20 protein-coding genes are annotated in these 21,366 nt (G+C 57.1%); 11 read left to right on the top strand and 9 right to left on the bottom strand.

Going from position 1 to position 21,366, the window contains the following annotated elements:
- Positions 1–402: 402 nt before the first annotated feature.
- The 3 genes from AUC60_RS12785 to AUC60_RS12775 form a co-directional block, all read right to left on the bottom strand.
- Positions 403–1,296 (bottom strand): helix-turn-helix domain-containing protein, encoded by an 894-nt coding sequence (locus tag AUC60_RS12785; RefSeq protein WP_087267565.1) that lies wholly within the window; start codon positions 1,294–1,296, stop codon positions 403–405.
- A 387-nt stretch (positions 1,297–1,683) separates the two neighbouring features.
- A complete protein-coding gene (locus AUC60_RS12780) occupies positions 1,684–2,643 on the bottom strand; it encodes a FecR family protein (RefSeq protein ID WP_238599571.1) in 960 nt (319 codons plus the stop codon).
- Positions 2,644–2,703: 60 nt separating this feature from the next.
- Positions 2,704–3,225: a sigma-70 family RNA polymerase sigma factor gene (locus AUC60_RS12775; RefSeq protein WP_087267562.1), complete on the bottom strand. Its 522-nt coding sequence runs from the start codon at positions 3,223–3,225 to the stop codon at positions 2,704–2,706.
- Positions 3,226–3,442: 217 nt separating this feature from the next.
- On the opposite strand from AUC60_RS12775, the gene AUC60_RS12770 reads away from it, so the two are divergent.
- The 3 genes from AUC60_RS12770 to AUC60_RS12760 all read left to right on the top strand — a co-directional run bounded on the left by AUC60_RS12770 (position 3,443) and on the right by AUC60_RS12760 (position 8,284).
- The gene (locus AUC60_RS12770) at positions 3,443–5,896 is read left to right on the top strand and encodes a TonB-dependent siderophore receptor (protein ID WP_238599570.1); all 2,454 of its coding nucleotides are present in this window, start codon (positions 3,443–3,445) and stop codon (positions 5,894–5,896) included.
- Between the two features lie 379 nt (positions 5,897–6,275).
- Complete coding sequence (locus AUC60_RS12765) at positions 6,276–7,823, top strand: PepSY-associated TM helix domain-containing protein (RefSeq protein ID WP_202973072.1); 1,548 nt, start codon at positions 6,276–6,278, stop codon at positions 7,821–7,823.
- Positions 7,824–7,978: 155 nt separating this feature from the next.
- Complete coding sequence (locus AUC60_RS12760; RefSeq protein ID WP_087267556.1) at positions 7,979–8,284, top strand: DUF3649 domain-containing protein; 306 nt, start codon at positions 7,979–7,981, stop codon at positions 8,282–8,284.
- Positions 8,285–8,287: 3 nt separating this feature from the next.
- On the opposite strand, the gene AUC60_RS12755 is transcribed toward AUC60_RS12760, so the two are convergent.
- Positions 8,288–10,210 carry a methyl-accepting chemotaxis protein gene (locus AUC60_RS12755; protein WP_087267553.1) on the bottom strand — a complete coding sequence of 641 codons (1,923 nt, stop codon included), beginning with the start codon at positions 10,208–10,210 and terminating at the stop codon, positions 8,288–8,290.
- Between the two features lie 297 nt (positions 10,211–10,507).
- On the opposite strand from AUC60_RS12755, the gene AUC60_RS12750 reads away from it, so the two are divergent.
- Positions 10,508–11,830, top strand: a complete 1,323-nt coding sequence (locus AUC60_RS12750) for a UDP-glucose dehydrogenase family protein (protein ID WP_087267551.1) — start codon at positions 10,508–10,510, stop codon at positions 11,828–11,830.
- A 51-nt stretch (positions 11,831–11,881) separates the two neighbouring features.
- Here AUC60_RS12750 and AUC60_RS12745 read toward each other — a convergent pair whose 3' ends face one another.
- Both AUC60_RS12745 and AUC60_RS12740 read right to left on the bottom strand, forming a co-directional pair.
- Positions 11,882–12,523, bottom strand: a complete 642-nt coding sequence (locus AUC60_RS12745; RefSeq protein WP_087267548.1) for an NrsF family protein — start codon at positions 12,521–12,523, stop codon at positions 11,882–11,884.
- Positions 12,523–13,092, bottom strand: coding sequence for a sigma-70 family RNA polymerase sigma factor (locus AUC60_RS12740; RefSeq protein WP_087267842.1), 570 nt, complete (start codon positions 13,090–13,092; stop codon positions 12,523–12,525). Before AUC60_RS12740 ends, AUC60_RS12745 begins: the two co-directional genes overlap by 1 nt.
- Before the next feature lie 278 nt (positions 13,093–13,370).
- Here AUC60_RS12740 and AUC60_RS12735 point away from each other — a divergent pair, with 278 nt between their 5' ends.
- The 7 genes from AUC60_RS12735 to dxs all read left to right on the top strand — a co-directional run bounded on the left by AUC60_RS12735 (position 13,371) and on the right by dxs (position 19,041).
- Positions 13,371–13,646 (top strand): BufA1 family periplasmic bufferin-type metallophore, encoded by a 276-nt coding sequence (locus tag AUC60_RS12735; RefSeq protein WP_087267545.1) that lies wholly within the window; start codon positions 13,371–13,373, stop codon positions 13,644–13,646.
- 43 nt (positions 13,647–13,689) lie between these two features.
- Entirely contained in the window at positions 13,690–14,514 is an 825-nt protein-coding gene (gene bufB / locus AUC60_RS12730; protein WP_087267839.1) for an MNIO family bufferin maturase, read from the top strand.
- 8 nt (positions 14,515–14,522) lie between these two features.
- Positions 14,523–15,269, top strand: coding sequence for an HvfC/BufC N-terminal domain-containing protein (locus AUC60_RS12725; protein ID WP_238599569.1), 747 nt, complete (start codon positions 14,523–14,525; stop codon positions 15,267–15,269).
- A 16-nt stretch (positions 15,270–15,285) separates the two neighbouring features.
- A complete protein-coding gene (locus AUC60_RS12720; protein ID WP_087267539.1) occupies positions 15,286–15,756 on the top strand; it encodes a DoxX family protein in 471 nt (156 codons plus the stop codon).
- A 102-nt stretch (positions 15,757–15,858) separates the two neighbouring features.
- Complete coding sequence (locus AUC60_RS12715) at positions 15,859–16,101, top strand: exodeoxyribonuclease VII small subunit (protein ID WP_020289635.1); 243 nt, start codon at positions 15,859–15,861, stop codon at positions 16,099–16,101.
- The gene (locus AUC60_RS12710) at positions 16,098–16,985 is read left to right on the top strand and encodes a polyprenyl synthetase family protein (protein ID WP_087267536.1); all 888 of its coding nucleotides are present in this window, start codon (positions 16,098–16,100) and stop codon (positions 16,983–16,985) included. The genes AUC60_RS12715 and AUC60_RS12710 overlap by 4 nt, the downstream gene beginning before the upstream one ends.
- 160 nt (positions 16,986–17,145) lie before the next feature.
- Complete coding sequence (gene dxs / locus AUC60_RS12705; RefSeq protein WP_087267533.1) at positions 17,146–19,041, top strand: 1-deoxy-D-xylulose-5-phosphate synthase; 1,896 nt, start codon at positions 17,146–17,148, stop codon at positions 19,039–19,041.
- 377 nt (positions 19,042–19,418) lie between these two features.
- Here dxs and AUC60_RS12700 read toward each other — a convergent pair whose 3' ends face one another.
- From AUC60_RS12700 to ribA, 3 genes are all read right to left on the bottom strand, one after another.
- Positions 19,419–20,051, bottom strand: coding sequence for a Vat family streptogramin A O-acetyltransferase (locus tag AUC60_RS12700; RefSeq protein ID WP_087267529.1), 633 nt, complete (start codon positions 20,049–20,051; stop codon positions 19,419–19,421).
- A gap of 119 nt (positions 20,052–20,170) precedes the next feature.
- Entirely contained in the window at positions 20,171–20,590 is a 420-nt protein-coding gene (locus tag AUC60_RS12695) for an MFS transporter (RefSeq protein ID WP_087267526.1), read from the bottom strand.
- Entirely contained in the window at positions 20,587–21,204 is a 618-nt protein-coding gene (ribA, locus tag AUC60_RS12690; RefSeq protein WP_087267523.1) for a GTP cyclohydrolase II, read from the bottom strand. The genes AUC60_RS12695 and ribA overlap by 4 nt, the downstream gene beginning before the upstream one ends.
- Positions 21,205–21,366 lie beyond the last annotated feature (162 nt).

Here is a 21,366-nt window from a genome sequence, read left to right as displayed (position 1 = left end):
CGTACTCCCTGTTAACCACCTGCCTCCGATATCAATCCTCCGCCCAAGAAGTCACCCTTCCGCAGACCGAACTCCAACGCGACCACCGGCTGCTCACCCGTTTTATCCAAGAGCACCGAATGCACTTCACCAGCCTGGAACCAGGTTTATGCACGTTGGGGCTGGGTGGCGGTTTGTATGTTGGGGGCTTCGATTAGTGTTGTGGCGCTGGGGTTTTGGCTGTGGACGCGGATTGCGGGGCGTTCATGATAGCCGCTTTAGCGGGGGAGATTGATTTGCCCGCGACCAAGACGACGCAAACAGGCGGATATTCCGCGTTATCGTTCATCGCGGGCAAGCCTCGCTCCCACAGGATCTGCGAAAACCGTAAGACCCGCTTTAGCCGGTCCTACGTCAGCGTTATCAGACGCCCTCCATCTCCGCCGATGCCTCAATCTCCGCCGCCTGATACTGGAGCAGCGGGATATCCACCAACGCCACTTGCAGCGGTGAGAAGTGGTTTTCCTCTTCTGTGTCTCTTGTGCTCAGGCTGATACCCAGCGGCATGCCCGCATAGGCGTCCAGCACCAGGTTGTAGATGTCGGCGTTGGCGGCGCGCACGCTGGCGGTCGCGCCGCTTGCGAGATGGACATGGGTATGGCTGATCAAATGCATGACTTTCGCGCTGGTCAGATCATGCTTGGCGACCAGTGTATGGATAATCTGCTGAGCGACCGGAGAGTTGTTGGCATCGAATGCCAGCTCATCTGTGAAGTACTCGCCCAGCGCTCGATAGAGTTCAGGCAATAGGCCTTCCTCGCTGTCCCAACCGTGTTGCCAGGCGTCATCTTCCGGACGGTCGGCCGCTTCATCGAGCAGTCGAATGCGCCTGATCAAAGCGGGGTTGATGAGCAGTTTTCGGTTGTTCAGGGTGCTGACCACCAGCCACTGCGGCTCTGCATGCTCGATGCTCAATGATTCCGCAACCTGGGAATATTCCGCGAAGGTGATGGGATACCAACTGCAGCTGGTTTCACCGGGAAGCAGCAGCCCCATCCGGCCCCAGAAGCCATCGAAGATGGCATCGTCACCCGGCATCCAATGCTGAGAAGTCATTCTTCGGCCGTTGTTGGCGAAGTCCATCAGGTCATCGACGTTAGTGCCCAACAGCGTGGCGATATCTCTCAAGGCCGGAATGCCGGGTTCTGCCTCGCCACTTTCCCACTGCCCGACAACCTGCTCGGATACGCCCAGCGCCTTGGCAAAGTCAGCCATCGGCACGCCTAGAGAGGTGCGTAATTCTTGTATGCGCTGCATGACTTACTCCAACCGTTAGTTCTTCCAGAAGCAGATGCTGAGCCAGCAGGTGACTGGCACGTCAGCATCTATCGGAGGGAGAAATTAGCGGGAGTGAGCGAGGGTGTTGTTGGGGTCGGTTTATAGGGGGTGTAGTGGATTACGTAAAAGGCCGACAGAAGATTCTTACAACGCGGAACGAAAGGCCATGTTGGCCTGCCAGGCAGCCCCACCAATCACTGAATGGAATGCGATCCCATGTGGGAGCAGAGCTTGCTCGCGATGAACGATGACACGGTCCGTCTGAAACAACGAGGCGTCTGCATCGCGAGCAAGCTCTGCTCCCACAAAGATCTGTGTTTCAGCGCGACAGCATAGTGCGAGTAATACGGAGGTGGCTATTACAGGCTAAATCCCCGCCTTCCCCTCTTTCACCGCCTCGCCATTCATCACCACCGTCAACCACGGCAGTTGATAGATCCTCACCGGCTGGGTACGCGACAGCACGTTGAGCATGCCCGGTACGTCGTCGAGGTTGAATACGCCGCTGACGGCGGTGTCCGGCAGGGTGCCAGCGACGACCAGTGAGCCGGGCATGTAGCGTTCGATGTCGGCGAAGACTTCAGCCAGTGGGCGGCTGTTGAAGATGAGTTTGCCGCGCTGCCAGGCAGCCGCGGTATTGAGGTCCAGCGGGCTAGAGGTGGACGGTGGGGAACCGTTTTCGAACTCAAGCTGCTGAGCTACTTTCAGAGGAACGGCTTGGCCGCCCGAAGAGACTTTGACTTCGCCTTCAGTGACGCCGACGCGAACTCGCTGGCTCTGGCGGTCGACGTCAAAGCGGGTACCGACGGCTTGCACGCTGCCGCCGGATGCCTGGACGACGAAGGGCCGGTTGGCGTCTTTACTGACTTGAAACAGCGCCTCGCCTTTGAGCAGGCTGATGTCGCGACGGTTGGCCGAGTAATGCACAGACAACGCCGTTGCGCTGTTCATCCAGACCTGGCTGCCGTCTTCGAGGGTGAGCATTTTGCGTTCGCCAACCGCAGTGGTGTGATCGGCGAAATACACCTGAACAGGCTCTGTAAAACTGGTCAGCGCCAATGCGCCCAACCCGGCAGCCAGTGCAACCCAGCGCAACGGGCGGCGTTTGGGCATTGCGGGGGGCACGAAGAGTTCGGCAGTTCTGCTCTGCGGGATGGCTTGCCACATCTGCTCGGCCAGCACGGCCGCTGCCTCATGCGCCGAGCTTTGCTGGCGCCAGCGAACAAAAGCGGCGTGGTCCGACTCGTTGGCATGGCCAGAGGTCAGATGCACCCATTGCTCAATGGCCTGGTCTTCGAGCTCAACGTTGGGCATTGCTTGGTTCATAGGCTCGGTCATGGTGAAGGGCTCGAAGAAGCCGCCAGCGATAAGTGCATTGCGCTCATTCTAAATGCACTCCGACTGACGTAGCCAATCCCGACAGTGACGCATGGCCTGAACAATGTATTTGCCCACCGAGCTTTCCGATACCCCCAAACGCGTAGCGATCTGCGCGTGTGTCATGCCTTCAAGGCGATTAAGCAATAGCGCCAACCGTGCATTGCTCGGTAGCAGCTGCAACGCTTTGTCGAGTTGTTCGATGGCTTCGGCTGCCAGAAACGAACGCTCCGGCGACGCCATCGGGTCGCACAAATCCTCATCAAGCGCATCGTCGGCCTGCAATGCAGAGCGCCGTTGCTCCTGACGCAGACGGTCGATGGCAAGGTTACCCGCAACCCGGAAAACAAAGGCCCGCGGCTCCAGAATCTGAGCGGTATCGGACAGCCCGGCGAGCCGCAAGTAGGTGTCCTGAGCCACATCTGCAGCCTTTTCCACGTTCCCCAAACGACGTGCGAGAAAGGCCAGCAGGTCGCCGTAATGCTCCTGAAAGACTGTCAGCAAGTGGTTTGAATTGGGTGAAACGGACATTCGGACGGCCCCGACCGGTGAGGCGTGCATCCTATCTCAACTGAGAACAGTTATCATCACTATCTCCCGATAATGCACTTAATGACCTATCCAGATCACGCCAATGAAAAATTTTTCAACAATCGACGGCAAGGTTGGTAGGGATGATTCGTCGTTGGGGTGGGCGCGAATAATTCTCATGTCGTGTCACCACCTACATTCAAGACGGACGATTTAAATGCAGGCACCTTCCAAGTTATTTGCTCCGGTCAGCGGTCGCACGTTGACCCTGATGCTGATGTTGTCCATGGCTGGCAGCCTGCCTTTGATACCGCTCCTGGCGCAGGCCGCTGACACATCGACCAGTATCGATCTGAAGTTACCGGAGCAATCCCTGGATCAGGCTTTGACCCAACTTGCGGATCAGGCCAACGTCCGTCTTATTTTCAACTCCAGCGATGTCGGGGCGCTACGCACCAACGCGTTGCAGGGCAAGTACACGCTGGGCCAGGCCATGGACACGCTGCTCAAGGGCAGCGGGTTTACCTGGCGTTTGCTGGACGAGCGTACTGTAGTGCTGGAGAAATTGCCGGCGTCAGGTGACTCCGCCATGATTCTGGGTGCTACCAACGTGAACGCAGTCAGCCAGCTTGGGACTACGACCGATGGAACGGGGTCTTACACCACCGGTGGCAGTAGCACTGCCTCGAAACTCAACCTGAGCCTGCGGGAAACGCCGCAGACGGTCAGCGTCGTGACGCGGCAGTTGATGGATGACAAGAAACTCACCAGCCTCGACAAGGTGCTGGAGCAGACACCCGGCATTACTTTTCAGTACCGCAACTTCGGCGGCCACGTTTACACCTCGCGGGGCTTCTCGCTGCTGGCCGAAAGCTTTCTGATTGATGGCGTGCCGGGTCAGGGCTACCAGATCACCGGCTGGATGAAACCTGATACCGCCATTTACGACCGCGTTGAAGTGCTGCGCGGTGCTTCCGGTTTGCTGGTCGGTGCAGGCGAACCTGGCGGCGCAGTCAATCTGGTGCGCAAGCGCCCGACGGCTGAAAACAAACTGACGGTGCAAGCCAGTGCAGGCTCCTGGGACCGCTACCGCATGGACCTCGACGCCAGCGGCAAGCTCAATGATTCCGGCAGCGTGCGTGGTCGCATGGTCACAGCTTACGAAGACAATGGCTCTTACATTGATGAGCGCGACTCACGCACGCCGTTGATGTACGGGATTGTCGAAGCCGACGTGAATGACGACACCACGCTGACGTTAAGCCTGCGTCACCAGGAAAACGTCATTAACGGCTACTCGATTTATGGTTTGCCGCGCTACAGCAATGGCAACTCGCTGGACATTTCCCGCTCGACCTCGCTGGTGCAGGACTGGAACCGCCACGAGAGCGACATGAGCGAGGTGTTTGCCGAAGTTGAACACCGCTTCAATGATCGCTGGAGCAGTACAACTTCGATGACGTATTCGCAGGGTGGTTTTGATCAGCAGATTGCTTATGCGCAAGGTGCGATCAGCCCAGTCACCAACGCGGGGTCGACGTTTCGCAGGGTGCTGTTCCGTCGTGATGAAGTGGCCAGCACCGGACTGGACAGCCATGTGAATGGCAACTTTGATGCCTTTGGCCTGACCCACGAGGTGACTGTCGGCGCAACGTGGTCCAGACAGGAAGCCAATACCAAACAGGCAACCGTGAACCGGGTAACCGCGCTGGACATCTTCGATGTAAACCATCACGCGTTCGCCAAACCAGCAAGGCCGGCATGGGCAACCGATATCGACATGACCGAAGAGCGGTCAGGCGTTTACGCCAACTCCCGCCTGCGCATGACGGAAAAACTGAGTCTGGTACTGGGCGGTCGGGCCAGTTGGTATGACTACAACTACGATGTCGATAAAGGTGCCGCCCTCTCTTATGAGTCCAAGGTCACCCGCAAAGTGACCCCTTATACGGGCCTGGTCTACGACATCAACGACAACTGGTCGTGGTATGCCAGCTACGCAGAGATATTCAACGCTCAAGGTAACTACATTGATGCCAGCGGTTCGCCATTGTCACCATCGACAGGTGACAACTATGAGACGGGCATCAAAGGCGAGCTTTTCGATAAACGTCTGAACCTGTCGATGGCCCTGTTCTATATCAAGCAGGAAAATGTAGCCGTCGCAGATCTCACTCCAGGTGTAGTTTGCGCTACCGACCTTGACGGTTACTGCTACATAAACGGCGTAACCAAACGCAGCAGAGGCATCGACATAGAAGCCAGCGGTGAAGTACTCCCAGGCTGGCAGGTCTTTGGCGGTTACACCTTCAACCTGCTACGTAACGACAGCGAAGCCGTTGAAGTTGCCTACGAAACCCCCAAGCATATGCTGCGCCTGCAAACCAGCTACAACCTACCCGGTGCCTGGAACCGCCTGACCATTGGCGGCGGTGTTTCGGCTCAATCCTATTACAAGGCGGCCTCAACAACCGGACTGGATTACGGCAGTCAGGGCTACGCCATCTGGGATGCCCGCGCCAGCTGGCAATTGGACGAACACTGGAAGGTTTCGCTGAACGCCGAAAACCTGTTTGACCGTCGCTACTACACCACCGCCGTGGCCACCGACCGCTCGAACCTGTTCGGCGATCCGCGCAGCTACATGCTCACGTTGCGGGGCGATTTCTGATCAGGGACAGCGCGCTATCGTCTGGAACATAGCACCTGTAGGAGCGCACGAGCACCGCGAGGCCGCGATTGCGGTATATCAGACAAACCACTATCGCTGGCCTCGTAACCTCGGTGAGCTCCTACAGGATTGGGTTCAATCTGGACTGCATCCCTGACACCCTGCTATCACGTAACAAACACAGACCTGTAGGAGCGCACGAGCACCGCGAGGCCGCGATTGCGATATATCAGACAAACCACTATCGCTGGCCTCGTAACCTCGGTGAGCTCCTACAGGATTGGGTTCAATCTGGAAGATTGCATTTTTTTGATGGAAGCCTTGGCCGCATTGATAAACCCCGGCGAACCCAATCGTGAAAGGTAAATTTCGCCAGTCCATGTCGTGGCTCCACACGTGGTGCGGGCTGGTGTGTGGATGGTTGTTGTGTGCGATTTTTCTGACCGGCACGTTGAGCGTATTTCGCGAACCCATCACACGCTGGATGGAAGCGCAGCCACTGGTTGTAAAGGACTCTAGCGCCGTCAGCGATGGTACGAGTGCCGCCCGCTACGCCGAGCGCTACTTGGTCGAACACGCATCCGGCGCCCGATTCTGGAGAGTGGAATTCCCTCAGTATCCGGGCCAGGCCCTACAGCTGGCCTGGCGTTCCGGATCAACCCTTCAGCAGGTTTCGCTGTCGGCTGAAACCGGCGAAATACTCCCCATAGGCATAGCGCGAAAAACCGAAGGCGGACGGCATTTCATGTCGTTTCACTACATGCTGCATTTGCCGGTGCTGGGTTTCTGGTTGGTGGGCTGGCTGACCGTAGGCATGCTGGTTGCGCTGGTGTCTGGCGTAGTGATCCACCGGCGAATCTTTCAGGACTTTTTCACCTTCCGCGCCAACAAAGGTTTGCGCTCCTGGCTGGATGCGCACAACGCCACGGCGGTCATGACCCTGCCCTTTCTGTTAATGATTGCCTATACCGGGCTGGCGATTTTCTATACCAGTTACATGCCCTGGCCTCTGCAAACGGCCTACGGTTCTGGCCCGAATGCATACAGCCAGTTTCAGTCGGAACTGTCGGGTGAAGCGGCCTCTGTCGGCGAGCCCAATAATGCTGCGACTGATTGGCCCTCACTACTGCGCCAAGCACAAACCTCGACCGGTCAGGACGCACGCATGTTGCTGGTGCAGAACCCAGGCACGCAGAAGGCAACCGTCCGGGTGATGGGCCGACACGATGAAGCTCACCCGTCGCAGACACTGTTCACGCCTCAAGCCAGCGTGCTGTTTGACGGCGTAACGGGCGCGACTTTGCAGGTGCAGAAGCCGCTGCCGGAAACGATGTCGTTGGGCGATCAGATTTACGGCGTGCTGCGCTCACTGCATTTCGCCGAGTTTGGTGGCTGGGGCATGAAGTGGCTGTATTTCGTCAGCGGAATGCTAGGCATGGCGATGATGGCGACCGGCACGCTGCTGTTCACCATCAAACGACGCAACAAGAGCCAGAAAGAATTCGGAGCCGCGACTGCCAGGGTCTACCGCTGTATTGAGGCGTTTAACGTGGCGAGTATTGCGGGCATTGGCGTGGCTTGTATTGGTTATTTCTACGCCAACCGCTTTATATCAGCGGACATTTTGGACCGCGCAACATGGGAGATTCGTAGCTTCTTGCTGATCTGGCTGGCGACATTGGTTCATGCCCTATTTCGTCCGGCCAAGAAGGCCTGGACCGAACAATTGGTCTGCGCAGCCGTGCTGTGCATTTGTTTACCAGCGGTCAATTTTTGTACAACCGGGCAGCATATCGGCCGCTACATCAGTGCAGGGGATTGGCAGCGCGGGAGCGTTGAGATTGTAGCGCTGGGGTTTGGGGTCGCGCTGGTGATGGCTTTGTTGAAGCAGCGAATAGCTAACCAGGCAACCCCCAGCTCGATTTGAAATGCCAGTCATCGTGGGAGCTGAGCTTGCTCGCGATAAGGCTAGACGCGGTTCACTTTAGAGTCGCTGTGTCCTTATCGCGAGCAAGCTCAGCTCCCACATAAAATCGCATTCCAACTCACCAGATTATTTGTGGCATCTACAGGTGATGTGCAATGAAAAAAACCACCAGTACACACCTCTACCGCTGGATGATTCTCAGCCGGGTGCTGGCCGCCACAACCGGCGGTTACGTTTTGTCTGCATTGGTCATGTCGATGCTGGCGCTGTTGCTGCCGCGCGTCTCAGGCAGCGATCCGGCAAGCGTCGTGCAGGTCACGACGCTGTTGAGTTTTGTGCTGTACACCGCTGTCGTCATCTGGGTATTCAGCACTGCCAGCGCCTGGCGGGCGTGGCTCGGTCTTGGGCTGGCGGCGCTGTTGACGGGCGCGGTCATCGTCGGGCTGACGATGACCGCGTAGGTGTTAAACCTTGAAATGCCCAACCATCATCTGCAACTGACCACCCAAACGCGCCAACTCAACGCTGGATGCGGCGGTCTCTTCGCTGGCTTCGGCGGTCTGTTCACACACATCACGCACATTGACGATGCTGCGGCTGATTTCATCGGCCACCGAGCTTTGTTGCTCAGCTGCGGCGGCAATTTGCTGGTTCATCGCCTGAATACTGGAAACGGTTTGAGTGATGCTTTCCAGAGAGGTCCCCGCCTTGCGGGTCAGCGCGACGCTGCTGTCGGTCAGAGAGCGACTGCCCAGCATGATTTGCGAAACCTGACGGGTGCCGTTTTGCAGCCCGGCGATCAGACTTTCGATCTCTTCGGTAGACTGCTGAGTGCGTTGGGCCAGGCCGCGCACTTCGTCGGCGACCACCGCAAAACCACGCCCAGCCTCACCGGCCCGTGCCGCTTCAATGGCAGCGTTGAGGGCCAACAGATTGGTCTGCTCAGCCACGGCTTTGATCACGTCCATGACTTTGCCGATCTTGTCGCTTTCCTGCTCCAGCAAGGTCATGGCGTCGCTTGAACGTAGTACTTCACCGGCCAGTTTTTCGATTTGCGTGATGGCCTCGCCCACCACTTTGTCACCGTCCCGGGCTTGCGTGTCGGCATTCGCAGCAGCTACCGAAGCCTGCTCAGCGTTGCGCGCAACTTCGTGCACCGTGGCAGACATTTCTTGCATGGCGGTGGCAACTTGATCGGTCTCGATCTTCTGGTTGTTGACCCCGGCGCTGGTCTGCTCGGTCACGGCGGACAATTCCTCAGCCGCGCTGGCGATCTGCGTCACGCCATCACGAATCCCGCTGATCAGATCCCGCAACGTGGCACCCATGCGCTGGATGCCTTGTTGCAGCACGCCCAGTTCATCGCGACGAGTAACAGCGATCGTATGAGTCAGATCGCCCGAGGCAATGCGGTCCACCACTTCCAGTGTTTGCTGCAGCGGACGAGTGATCTGGCGAGTGATGACGACCGCCGCAAAAATACCCAACAGCAGGGCCGCCACAGTGCCGCCGATTTGCAGGCTGCGGGCCGTGCTGGTGTCTTCGGCTGCGAGCGTCAACTGAATTTTTGAGAGTTCTTCGCTGAGGTGAACGATCTCGTAACCTTGAGCAGTCATGTCTTTGCGCGCCGTCACAATAGCGTCGTTCGCGGCTTTGTAAGCCTGAACCGAAGTCAGGTAATTACGCAGGGATGCTTCCAACTGTGCGACTTCGCTGCCGTGGGTCGCACTGAAAACAGCCTTCAGCTTGTCCACGTTTTTAATGGCCGTTTCCAGCTGGCTGAACGCGGCCTGCTCAGTCTTTTCATTGGAGTTGCCGGTGTAGCCACGCACTTCATAACGGACCAGTTGAAAGTCCATTTTGGCGTCGGCCAGCAGTTGCAACTGGTCTGAACGCTCAGGATTCGATGGGTCCTGCTTAAGCACCGAGTCGTTGATCGTGGCAATCAACTGGGCACCTTTAGTGGCTTCAGCGCCCATGTCGGCGCGGACCTTCGTACTGGTCTGATAACCACTGCGCATCTGACTCAGCGACGTCTCATAGTCTTTGATGATGTCAGTGAGTCGCGCCAGAGCTTTGGCGTTGAGCGGATTAGTGAAGGTCGACAGCAGTAGTTGCTGTTGCTTCTTGAAGTCTTCCAGAGTGGTCTGCACTTTTTGTGCAGCAGCGTCGTCACCATTGGCGAGCATGTATTGCAGACGCGCGACGCGTAACACGGTGAGACGATCGGTGAGCTCACTGATATCACCGATTCTGTCGGTACGGTAGATCAGCTTATCCAGACTGGTCCATCCCAGAAGTGAAAGCAGCGCCGTGAATAAAAGCACAACCCCGAATCCCAGGGCTAACTTCATAGTGACGCTGATGTTGGCAAAGCTGCTGTTCATAAAATCTCCGTGATGTGCCTGTGTTTCCCCCAAATGCACGCTGTAGTTATTTTTATTGATAGCAGCCTGTGCACAGGGCATATCGGCCCGCCAATCGCATAACTTGACTACCTGTCCGTTTTTTTTGAGTAACAGCGCTGATCGCCACCCCCTGAAAAGGCACTGATCCAGAGCCGTTCAGTCGCACCATAGCGTCGTAAAACCTGGGCAATTAAAGCGCTGCACTGGCTGTAACACGCTCTCGGTACCGTCATACCCGCCCCCACTCTGCGCCAAACGTCCCGAGGGTAATGACTCATGAAGATCAGTGTTTTTGGATCAGGCTATGTCGGTCTGGTAGCCAGCGCATGCCTTGCCGATGTCGGGCATGACGTGCTGTGCATGGACATCGACACGCAACGGATAGAGCTGCTCAACTCAGGCGAAACGCCCATTCATGAGCCCGGACTGAACATGCTCATGCGCAGCAACATGCAGGCCCAGAGACTGTTTTTCTCGACCGATGCGGCGCAGGCCGTGGCTTTTGCCGACCTGCTGTTCATCGCCGTAGGCACACCTTCCGATGAGGACGGCAGCGCTGATCTGCAACATGTCCTCGCAGTAGCGCGAAGCATCGGCCAGCACATGCAGAGCTATAAAGTCGTGGTCGACAAATCCACGGTTCCGGTCGGCACCGGGGAAAAAGTAGCAAACACTATTCGTGCGCAACTGGACGGCCGCGACCTGCAACTGCCTTTCGATGTCTGCTCCAACCCCGAGTTTTTAAAGGAAGGCGCGGCCATCGAGGATTTCACCCGTGGCGCCCGGATCATCATCGGCACCGACTCGGAACGGGTCAGAACAGTCATGCATGAGTGCTATGCGCCCTACAACCGCAATCACAACAAGTTGATGTTCATGAGCGTGCGCGCCGCCGAGCTGACCAAGTACGCGGCCAACGCCATGTTGGCGACAAAAATCAGTTTCATGAATGAAATGGCCAACCTGGCCGAACGCCTGGACGTGGACATCGAGCAGGTTCGCCACGGTATCGGCAGCGATCCGCGCATCGGTTACGACTTTATCTACCCCGGTTGCGGCTATGGCGGGTCTTGCTTCCCCAAGGATATTCAGGCGCTGAGTCGCACGGCTCACGAAGTCGGGTACACCCCGCAATTACTGAGGGCCGTGGAAGAGATCAATCAGCGACAGAAAACCGCGCTGTTCAAAAAACTGGAAACGGCTCTGGAGGGGCAACTGGCAGGGAAAACCATCGCGGTCTGGGGGCTGGCATTCAAACCCAATACCGATGACATGCGCGCAGCACCAAGCAGAGATTTGATGGAGTCGCTGTGGAGCGCAGGCGCCAGAGTTCAGGCCTACGATCCAGAGGCGATGCAGGAGTGCCGGAAAATCTACGGTGAACGTGACGATCTGATTCTGGCCGGTGATCGCATCCAGGCAGTCAAAGGCGCAGATGCATTGGTGATCTGCACCGAATGGAAAGCCTTTCGCAGCGTTGATTTCATTTGGCTCAGGCAGCAACTCAAATCGGCGGTCGTGATCGATGGGCGCAATCTTTATGAGCCCAAAGCCTTGGCGGATGCCGGGTTGAGTTATTCGAGTATTGGACGGGCGTGAGCTCCAGCCAACACGTTGGGCTGTGAGCGCGGATGGCGATGACGTCTTCGACTACCAGCGCAACAACCAGGGCCCGGCAAGCGCGCCAAGAGCGGTGGGTAGTAACATCCCAAGGAAATACCACACCGCCCAGAAAGATACTTCCATTTCAGGACAATGCAGACAGTAGGCCAGACACCCCAAGGCGCCGGCCAGCATTCCGCAACAGGCCCCTGCCATCCTCAAACGGGTCGGCGCTAACCCCCGCATTGCCCAAAATGCAGCGATGAACCCCGGAATTGAAAGCATAGCGACGCTTGGCGCACAGGTACGCCAGGTTTCGCCCAAAAGAAGCACCGGGCGAACATCGGGCTCAGCATTGGCCAGGACATTGAAAGCTGCGGCCCATAGGGCAACCAGCGCAACGACTACCCACAGGCTGCCTGCGCCGGCAGACATGCCGGGCCTGGCCAAGCGATTGAGCATCAACAGGGCCCCCACCATCACGCACAATGGCAAACCCGTTTTCACCCAGAAAATGATTGTTGAAACGGCGTAAGCAATATCCACCCTGACGCCAAAGAACGAGACGACGCACAGCGTTGCCAGCGACAAGCCAAACAAAACCACTACGCCCAGACGTTTCTCGGGCGCTCTGCGATCAATGGGCTGAACCCCGGTTACAAGCATGGAGATCAAGTCGTCAGTCTTCATCATTTACCTCTAATCAACGCCCCCAACGCTTTAAGCCCCCGATGCACACCAACCTTTACCGCCGACTCTGACAAACCGGTCATACGAGCTGTCTGCGTGACCGAAAGCCCTTCGAGCTTTACATGCTGGATAGGCAAACGCTGGCGATCCGGTAATTCGTTCAGGAGCTTTTGCAGGTCGCGATTTGCCTGAGCGGCTTCAAGATGCGGCGCGGCAAAGAGCTCTTCCACATCATCAAGCGAATCGTTAAACACCTCGCGGCGTGAGCGCAAACGGAACAAATCACTGAGCTTATAACGAGCAATGGCAAAAACCCATGCCGTTAACGGCTGGTCTGAGCGATAGGTTTGTCGGCTGTTGTGCACCGCCAGTAAAACTTCCTGCAGAAGATCCTCGATTTCATCAGGTTGACGTTGAAGTTTCCCACGCAGAAAACCGCGCAAGTGCGTGCTTAGTTCATTAAGAAAGGCACGATAAGCAAACTCGTTACCCTCCAGTCCGGAAAGAAATAGCACTTGTAGATCCCTCTCTCGCTTTCGCAACAACTCGCTGTATGTATTTCGATCCATTTCACGCATTGGTTACACCGATATAAATATTTTTTTGCGGACACTCTGAGCGCTCGGCGTTCCTGTTCGCACCTGCAATGCGGTAAGCACGGCTCCATGGGCAAGCGTCCCGAGTCTGCCCAATCCCCCCGGCAACGACACCCATCAAAGAATTTCAAAAAATATTTAATGACCGCTGTAACCCACGATCCACAAGCGGCGAATTACCTCTCGGACCATAGTGCAGCGCTATTAGGCACTGAACTAAGGCCAACCAATAATTTCCCGGAGAAAACAATATGAACAACATTAAAACCGCCGCTCTTGCAATTGCCCTTACATCCTTTGCAGCAAGTGCTATCGCGGCTGAAACGCCGGCAGCAAAAAGCGGGGCCAAAGAACGCTGCTACGGCATTTCGCTGGCTGGCAAAAACGACTGTAAGGCAGGTGCAGGCACTTCTTGCGCGGGCACAAGCAAAACCGACTACCAGGCAGATGCATGGACGTACGTTCCGGCAGGCACCTGCACCTCGATCAAAACCCCAAAGGGAATGGGCACGCTCAAAGCAATGTAATCGTTCATCAATAGAGCTACTGATCATGAAAGTAATTCGAGAAATGGGCGCCGGACTCAGCCTCAAAGCCGAGCACTTTGAAGACGTTCTTGAGAGTCGGCGTGAAGGCCTTTGGCTTGAAGTCCATCCGGAGAACTACATGATCAGCGGCGGTCCACGCATGGACTGGCTGGAAGCTATCGGTGACATCCACCCTATGTCGCTGCACGGCGTTTCCCTGTCTCTGGCGGCCGATTGCCCGCCGGACTCGGAACATCTGCAGCGCCTGAGGATCCTCGCTGATCGCCTCCAGCCCAGGCTCATTTCGGAGCATCTTGCGTGGTCTACATGGCGCGGTCGGTACTATCCCGACCTGCTGCCATTTCCCCGGACCACCGCTGCACTTATCCGCATCGCCGATAACATTCAACGCACACAAGATGCCCTTCAGCGCTGCATATCAATTGAGAACCCTACCCATTATCTGAATCTGGAAGGTCACGACTGGAATGAGGTCGACTTTCTGGAGCAACTTGCCAGCAGGACGGGCTGCGGCCTGTTACTTGATGTCAATAACGTTCATATCAGCGCCCATAATCTGGGTTTCAACCCCGAAACCTACATTGATCAATTTCCTGTACACGCTATAACCGAGATCCATCTGGCCGGGCATAGCCAGGATTCCGGGACCTCATCACTGCTGATAGACAGTCATGATTCGCCGGTTTCGGACGCGGTCTGGTCACTCTACCGCCGCCTGATAAAACGAGCGGGGCCTCGGCCCACATTGATCGAACGCGATGACCGGATACCCGCCTTCGACACCCTTGTCGCTGAGCGTGATATCGCGCAATCGATACTGCAGAACGAACAGGAGATGAGCCAATGAGCGCTTCATTGAGCGAGTTTCAGGATGCCTTCGTCAGCGCACTCTATCGAGACGACCACATGCTTCCGCTGGAGGTCACCCGGCAGGCCGCCTTTGAGGTCTACCGCAACACAGTAATAAAAGGGTCTGTTGACGCGTTGATAGCGAACTTCCCGACCGTCGAACGTCTTGTCGGTGAGGAATGGTTACGTGCAGCAGCCACCACTTATACGAAGCAATCACCGCCTTCGGATCCTCGGCTGCTTTTCTACGGTGCCGACTTTCCGGACTTCCTCGATACCTTTGAACATGCCCGGACCATGCCGTATCTGGGTGACGTTGCCCGGCTCGACCTTCTTTGGATTGAAGTACACAGCGCGGCCGAAACACCCGGTTTGGATATCAAAACCTTCCTCAATCTGAACGAAGAGGCGCTGCTGAACATGCGCCTCAAGCCTAACACCACCGCCCGCTGGATATGGTTCCCCCGCCACCCCGCCTACACACTCTGGCGAGTAAACCGAGCACAGCTGGAATTACCGCAAAACCTGCTCTGGCAAGGAGAGGGAGCACTGCTGACCAGAAGTGCTGGCCAGATTACCTGGCTCCCTCTAGGCATTGGCGGCTGCACTTTCCTTGAAGGCTGCGCGGCAGACCTGACCTTGGGCCGCGCTGCAGAACTTGCACTTGATCACGAACCTGACCTCGACCTGAACCACCTGCTTGATCACCTGATCACTGCGAACACCTTCGCAGTGACTGAATTCAATCAATAGTTTTCTGGAGGCAACCATGAACATGCCAAAAACAACCCCGAACACCCATTCAGACTTGCGTGCGCGATGGGATCGCCTTACCGAATGCATGCAGCAACTTGTAAACGACAGCCTGCTTTCGCTGATCGCCCGCATATCCATCGCCGCTATATTCTTGATGTCTGCACGTACCAAGGTAGAAGGGTTTATGACCATAAGCCCCAAGACCTACGACCTGTTTGAAATGGAGTACAACCTGCCGCTGATTTCTCCGGTGCTGGCAGCTCAATTGGCGACTTACGCAGAACATGTATTCCCGTTACTGCTAATCGTCGGTCTGCTTACCCGACTATCGGCTTTAGCGCTGCTGTTTATGACGGTAGTCATTCAGGTGTTTGTCTATCCTGATGCGTGGGCGACCCATCTTTCATGGGCTGGCCTGCTGCTTGTCATCCTGGGACGCGGCGCAGGGCTTGTCTCTATGGACCGCATGATGTCCGGTAAGTAATGAATTGCCGGGGGCCCACGAGATTATTGACTGAGTCAATTTGCCCCGACGCCCTCGCTCTGCTAGTGTCGCGCCGGTTTAACCTCTACCGGAATAGCCCCCATGGCCCGCAAGAAAGCTGCACTGGATTTCGAACAATCACTCGCTGATCTGCAAACGCTGGTAGAGCGTCTGGAGAACGGCGAGTTGTCGTTGGAAGACTCGCTGACTGCCTTCGAGCAAGGTATTCGCCTGACCCGCGACTGCCAGGGCGCGCTGGCGCAAGCCGAACAGAAGGTTCAGGTGCTGCTCGAACGCGACGGCGAATTGGCCGAAGAGCCATTCGACGCGGAACAGCCTGAATGATCGCGACTTATCAGGCACTGAGTCAGACCCGCGTCAACGCGGCGCTGGAAGGTCTGTTTGCAGCACCCGCTCCAGAATTGACCCGTCTTTACGCCGCTATGCGTTATAGCGTGATGAACGGCGGTAAACGCGTACGCCCGCTGCTGGCCTACGCTGCCTGCGAAGCGCTGGGCGGCAAGGCTGAGGACGCTAACGGCGCAGCCTGCGCGGTCGAGCTGATCCACGCTTACTCGCTGGTTCATGATGACTTGCCTGCCATGGACGATGACGATTTGCGTCGCGGCCAGCCCACCACTCACAAAGCATTTGACGAAGCCTGCGCGATTTTGGCCGGTGACGGCCTGCAAAGCCTGGCTTTCACTGCTCTGCTGGACCCAACCCTGACTTCGCGAGACGCCGAAGCCCGCCTGCAAATGGTCAGTGCTCTGGCATTGGCCGCTGGCCCTGCTGGTATGGTCGGCGGTCAGGCCATCGACCTGGGCTCGGTAGGCCTCAAGCTGGATCAGGCCGCACTGGAATTCATGCACCGGCACAAGACCGGCGCTCTGATCGAAGCCAGCGTGAAGCTTGGCGCATTGGCCAGCGGCAATGCCGATCAGGCCCGGCTCGATGCGCTGCAAGTCTACGCGCGGGCAATCGGTCTGGCGTTCCAGGTGCAGGACGACATTCTCGACGTCGAAAGCGATACCGAAACCCTCGGTAAGCGCCAAGGTGCTGACATCGCCCGCGACAAGCCGACGTATCCGGCGCTACTGGGTCTGGAGCCTGCCCGGCAATACGCCTTGCAACTGCGCGACCAAGCCATTGACGCCCTGCGACCTTTCGACGCGTCGGCTGATCCGTTGCGTGAACTGGCTCGTTTCATCGTCGAACGGCGTAACTGATCCCGATTACACGACTGCAAATATCCCGAACCGGCCTTGTCTGGCCGGGTCAGAGACTTGTGTTTGACAGGTTTACCTGCGCATCAGCGACTGCACTTCATGGGCAGCATGCGATGCATCAGGTAAACTGCTGCCTCTTTTACTTATAACGATTCGCCTGATGCCCACGACGTTTAAAGAGATTCCCCGCGTGCGCCCTACCACGCCGCTGCTCGACCGTGCTGAAACGCCGGACGGCTTGCGTCGCCTGGGCGAAGCCGAGCTGGAGGCCCTGGCCGATGAACTGCGCCTGGAGCTGCTCTATTCCGTTGGCCAGACCGGCGGGCATTTCGGTGCCGGCCTGGGTGTTATCGAGCTGACCATCGCCCTGCATTACGTCTTCGATACCCCGGACGACCGTTTGGTCTGGGACGTGGGCCATCAGGCGTACCCGCACAAGATCCTCACCGGTCGTCGTCAGCGCATGAACACCCTGCGCCAGAAGGACGGTGTTGCCGCCTTCCCGCGTCGCAGCGAGAGTGAGTACGACACTTTTGGCGTCGGTCACTCCAGCACGTCGATCAGCGCAGCGCTGGGCATGGCCATTGCCGCCCGCCTGCAAGGCAGCGACCGCAAGTCGATCGCCGTGATCGGTGATGGTGCGTTGACGGCCGGCATGGCTTTCGAAGCGCTGAACCACGCGCCTGAAGTCGCCGCCAACATGCTCGTTATCCTCAACGACAACGACATGTCGATCTCGCGCAACGTGGGCGGATTGTCAAATTATCTGGCCAAGATCCTCTCCAGCCGCACTTACAGCAGCATGCGTGAGGGCAGCAAAAAGGTTCTGTCGCGTTTGCCAGGTGCGTGGGAAATTGCCCGCCGCACCGAGGAATACGCGAAAGGCATGCTGGTTCCAGGCACTCTGTTCGAAGAACTGGGCTGGAACTACATCGGACCTATTGACGGCCACGACCTGCCAACCCTAATCGCAACCCTGCGTAACATGCGAGACCTTAAAGGTCCGCAGTTCCTGCACGTTGTGACCAAGAAAGGCAAAGGCTTCGCTCCTGCTGAAGTCGACCCGATCGGCTACCACGCCATCACCAAACTGGAGCCACTTGATGCTCCAGCCGCAGCCCCGAAAAAGGCCAGCGGGCCGAAGTATTCCGGTGTGTTTGGTCAGTGGATCTGCGACATGGCCGAGGCTGATTCACGTCTGGTAGGCATTACCCCGGCGATGAAAGAAGGCTCGGACATGGTCGAGTTCAGCGAGCGCTTCCCCGAGCGCTACTTCGACGTAGCGATTGCCGAGCAGCACGCTGTGACGCTGGCTGCAGGGATGGCCTGTGAAGGCTCAAAGCCGGTAGTCGCGATCTACTCCACCTTCCTGCAACGCGGCTATGACCAGTTGGTGCATGACGTGGCGGTGCAGAACCTCGACGTCCTGTTCGCCATCGACCGCGCGGGCCTGGTCGGCGAAGACGGTCCGACCCACGCGGGCAGCTTCGATCTATCGTACCTGCGCTGCATCCCGGGCATCGTCGTCATGACGCCGAGCGACGAAAACGAACTGCGCTTGATGCTCAGCACCGGGTACCTGCATAACGGCCCCGCCGCTGTGCGCTATCCACGCGGTACCGGGCCGAACGCAGTGATCGACAATGGCTTGGCCCCTATCGAGATCGGCAAAGGCATTGTTCGCCGTAATGGTCAGGGCGTTGCCATTCTGGTGTTTGGCGTGCAATTGGCCGACGCGCTGAAAGTAGCGGAAAAGATCGACGCGACTGTGATCGATATGCGCTTCGTCAAACCGATTGATGAAACGTTGATCCGCGACGCTGCCGCCAACCATGAACTGCTGGTGACCATCGAAGAAAACGCCGTCATGGGCGGTGCCGGTGCCGCTGTCAGCGAGTTCCTGGCGCGGGAAAACATCCTCAAGTCCGTATTGCATCTCGGCTTGCCGGATGTTTACGTCGAACACGCCAAGCCCGCGCAAATGCTGGCAGAGTGCGGATTGGATGAGGCCGGGATTGAAGCGGCGATCAACGAGCGACTGGCGTTGATTGGCTGATCGTTGAAAGCATCAAAAAGAAAGGCGCTCATTGAGCGCCTTTTTTGTGCAATTTGATTGATGACTGGCAGAGGATGACACTGTGTCCTGACAATGCTCTGTCGCTAAGCAAACACGGCCCTGTAGGAGTGAGCTTGCTCGCGATTCGATTTTTCTGTTTATGAATCATTGACTGGCCTGACGCTATCGCGAGCAAGCTCACTCCTACAGGGATATGCAGACTATGCGTCCCCTGGCATTGCGCTGTCGCGCAGCAAACACAGATCTGTAGGAGCGCACGAGCAGCGCGAGGCCGCGATGGCGGCTTATCTGATACACCGCCATCGCTGGCCTCGTAACCTCGGTGAGCCCCCACAGGAAATGTGCGCGTCTTTACGCTAAACCGCTGCCTGTAACGCCTCGATATCACCTGAAACGATCACCTGCAGATTCCGGGTAATTTTCTCTATAGGCCAGTCCCACCAGGCAATGGCCAGCAGTCGTTCGATGACTTCAGCGGGGAAGCGGTGTTTCAGGACTTTGGCCGGATTACCACCAACCACGCTGTACGCTGGGACATCTGCGACCACAACCGAGCGCGCAGAGATGATCGCTCCGTCGCCGATCTTCACGCCGGGCATGACCAGCACGTCGTAGCCCATCCAGACATCGTTACCTACCACGGTATCGCCTTTGTAGGGCAAGTCACCCGGCTCAGGCATGACCTTCTCCCAGCCGTTGCCGAAGATCTGAAACGGATACGTCGAGATGCCACTCAGCTTGTGATTGGCACCGTTCATGATGAATTTAGTGCCTCTGGCCAGAGCGCAGAATTTACCGATGATCAGTTTGTCGCCAATGAACGGGAAGTGATAGAGGACGTTACGCTCGAAGTTTTCCGAGTCTTCGGGATCATCGTAGTAGGTGTAATCACCGACGATGATGTTCGGACTGCTGAGGGTGTTTTTTATGAAACACACCTGCGGGAAGCCGTTCATTGGATGGGGATTTTGCGGGTCAGGTCCGTTCATAAAAAGCTCCTTTTCATGCCAGTACAAACAGCTTCTGTAGAAGCTGCCGCAGGCTGCGAATTCGGTCTGCCATGAGAATGCTTTCGCGGCCTTCGGCAGCTCCTACAGGGGGCAGTACTTCAAACCAGTTGCCGCGGTATCCGGTAGAGATACAGAAGTACCACGCTAGAGAACGCCAACAGTAGCAACGGCACTGTTTCCATCCCGACAAAGACCGCCAGTGCAGCGATCCAGGCAGGCAGACCTGCAGCCAGAAACGCGACACGGCGAGTGTCAGCAAGGGCGATCCAGGCAGCAGGTTCTTCAGGAGTGTCGCGGGCCGCGCCCGTGGCAATCAGCGCGTGTTTGTAGCGGCCGAACGGCTTGAGGCTGACAAACATCGATAGCAGACCGACCACGAAAAACGGCATCGCCAGCACGGGGAAAATGGCGTTTTTACTATCGAACGCGCCGCTGATCACAAACAGCGGCGCCAGGGTCAACACCATTTGCCACCACCACGCGAGGGCGAAGCGACGTCTGGTGTTGTTGCGATTCAAGCGCGATCCGCCTCGCCCTGATGCTCGTTGCCCATCATGTGGCCGAGCTTGCCAGCCTTGGTGGCCAGGTAGAGTTTGTTGTGCGGGTTATGACCGGTGTGCAGCGGCACACGCTCGGCGACATTGATGCCCATTTCGGTCAAGGCTTTGACCTTGCGTGGGTTGTTGGTCATCAAACGCAGTGCATCGACACCCAAGTGCTGCAGCATTGGCAGGCAGATGGCGTAGTCGCGCTGGTCAGCAGCAAAACCCAGACGCTCGTTGGCTTCAACGGTATCAGCGCCGCCATCCTGCAGCTCATAAGCACGGACCTTGTTCAGCAAGCCAATGCCCCGGCCTTCCTGACGCAAGTACAGCAAAACGCCGCGACCTTCAGACGCGATGGCACGCAAGGCAGCTTCAAGTTGGGAGCCACAATCACAACGCTGACTGAACAATGCATCGCCGGTCAGGCATTCGGAATGGACGCGACCCAGCACTGGAGCGCCATCGGATACGTCGCCCAGGCTCAACACAAGGTGTTCGCGACCTGTTGCATGCTCGAGAAAGCCATGCATGGTGAATTCGGCAAAAGGGGTAGGCAGCTTGGAAGCGGCTACAAATACGACGGGCACCGTGTGCTCCTGATCAGTATGGGACTGGAAATTCGCAAGGCACGCATTGTAGCAGCACGCCTCGGCAGACGCTTATGCCGAATTGTCGACCATACAGATCGGGAAGTTAGATTGATGCTTTATAAGGTGCTGCCCCCGTAGGAGCTCACCGAGGTTACGAGG

The organism is Pseudomonas caspiana (genome assembly GCF_002158995.1).
Classification (GTDB): Bacteria; Pseudomonadota; Gammaproteobacteria; order Pseudomonadales; family Pseudomonadaceae; genus Aquipseudomonas; species Aquipseudomonas caspiana.
The sequence above is the reverse complement of the archived record's forward strand: the minus strand, read 5'-3'. Positions and strand labels throughout refer to the sequence as shown.

Excerpts from the sequence above, each read along its gene's own strand:
- bufB (WP_087267839.1), top strand. The coding sequence starts at position 13,690 with ATGGGCGCCGGACTCAGCCTCAAAGCCGAGCACTTTGAAGACGTTCTT.
- AUC60_RS12700 (WP_087267529.1), bottom strand. The coding sequence starts at position 20,051 with ATGAACGGACCTGACCCGCAAAATCCCCATCCAATGAACGGCTTCCCG.
- AUC60_RS12750 (WP_087267551.1), top strand. The coding sequence starts at position 10,508 with ATGAAGATCAGTGTTTTTGGATCAGGCTATGTCGGTCTGGTAGCCAGC.
- AUC60_RS12710 (WP_087267536.1), top strand. The coding sequence starts at position 16,098 with ATGATCGCGACTTATCAGGCACTGAGTCAGACCCGCGTCAACGCGGCG.
- AUC60_RS12715 (WP_020289635.1), top strand. The coding sequence starts at position 15,859 with ATGGCCCGCAAGAAAGCTGCACTGGATTTCGAACAATCACTCGCTGAT.
- AUC60_RS12745 (WP_087267548.1), bottom strand. The coding sequence starts at position 12,523 with ATGAAGACTGACGACTTGATCTCCATGCTTGTAACCGGGGTTCAGCCC.
- AUC60_RS12720 (WP_087267539.1), top strand. The coding sequence starts at position 15,286 with ATGAACATGCCAAAAACAACCCCGAACACCCATTCAGACTTGCGTGCG.
- dxs (WP_087267533.1), top strand. The coding sequence starts at position 17,146 with ATGCCCACGACGTTTAAAGAGATTCCCCGCGTGCGCCCTACCACGCCG.
- AUC60_RS12775 (WP_087267562.1), bottom strand. The coding sequence starts at position 3,225 with ATGTCCGTTTCACCCAATTCAAACCACTTGCTGACAGTCTTTCAGGAG.
- AUC60_RS12765 (WP_202973072.1), top strand. The coding sequence starts at position 6,276 with ATGTCGTGGCTCCACACGTGGTGCGGGCTGGTGTGTGGATGGTTGTTG.
- AUC60_RS12770 (WP_238599570.1), top strand. The coding sequence starts at position 3,443 with ATGCAGGCACCTTCCAAGTTATTTGCTCCGGTCAGCGGTCGCACGTTG.
- AUC60_RS12785 (WP_087267565.1), bottom strand. The coding sequence starts at position 1,296 with ATGCAGCGCATACAAGAATTACGCACCTCTCTAGGCGTGCCGATGGCT.
- AUC60_RS12760 (WP_087267556.1), top strand. The coding sequence starts at position 7,979 with ATGAAAAAAACCACCAGTACACACCTCTACCGCTGGATGATTCTCAGC.
- AUC60_RS12780 (WP_238599571.1), bottom strand. The coding sequence starts at position 2,643 with ATGAACCAAGCAATGCCCAACGTTGAGCTCGAAGACCAGGCCATTGAG.
- AUC60_RS12755 (WP_087267553.1), bottom strand. The coding sequence starts at position 10,210 with ATGAACAGCAGCTTTGCCAACATCAGCGTCACTATGAAGTTAGCCCTG.
- AUC60_RS12740 (WP_087267842.1), bottom strand. The coding sequence starts at position 13,092 with ATGGATCGAAATACATACAGCGAGTTGTTGCGAAAGCGAGAGAGGGAT.
- AUC60_RS12735 (WP_087267545.1), top strand. The coding sequence starts at position 13,371 with ATGAACAACATTAAAACCGCCGCTCTTGCAATTGCCCTTACATCCTTT.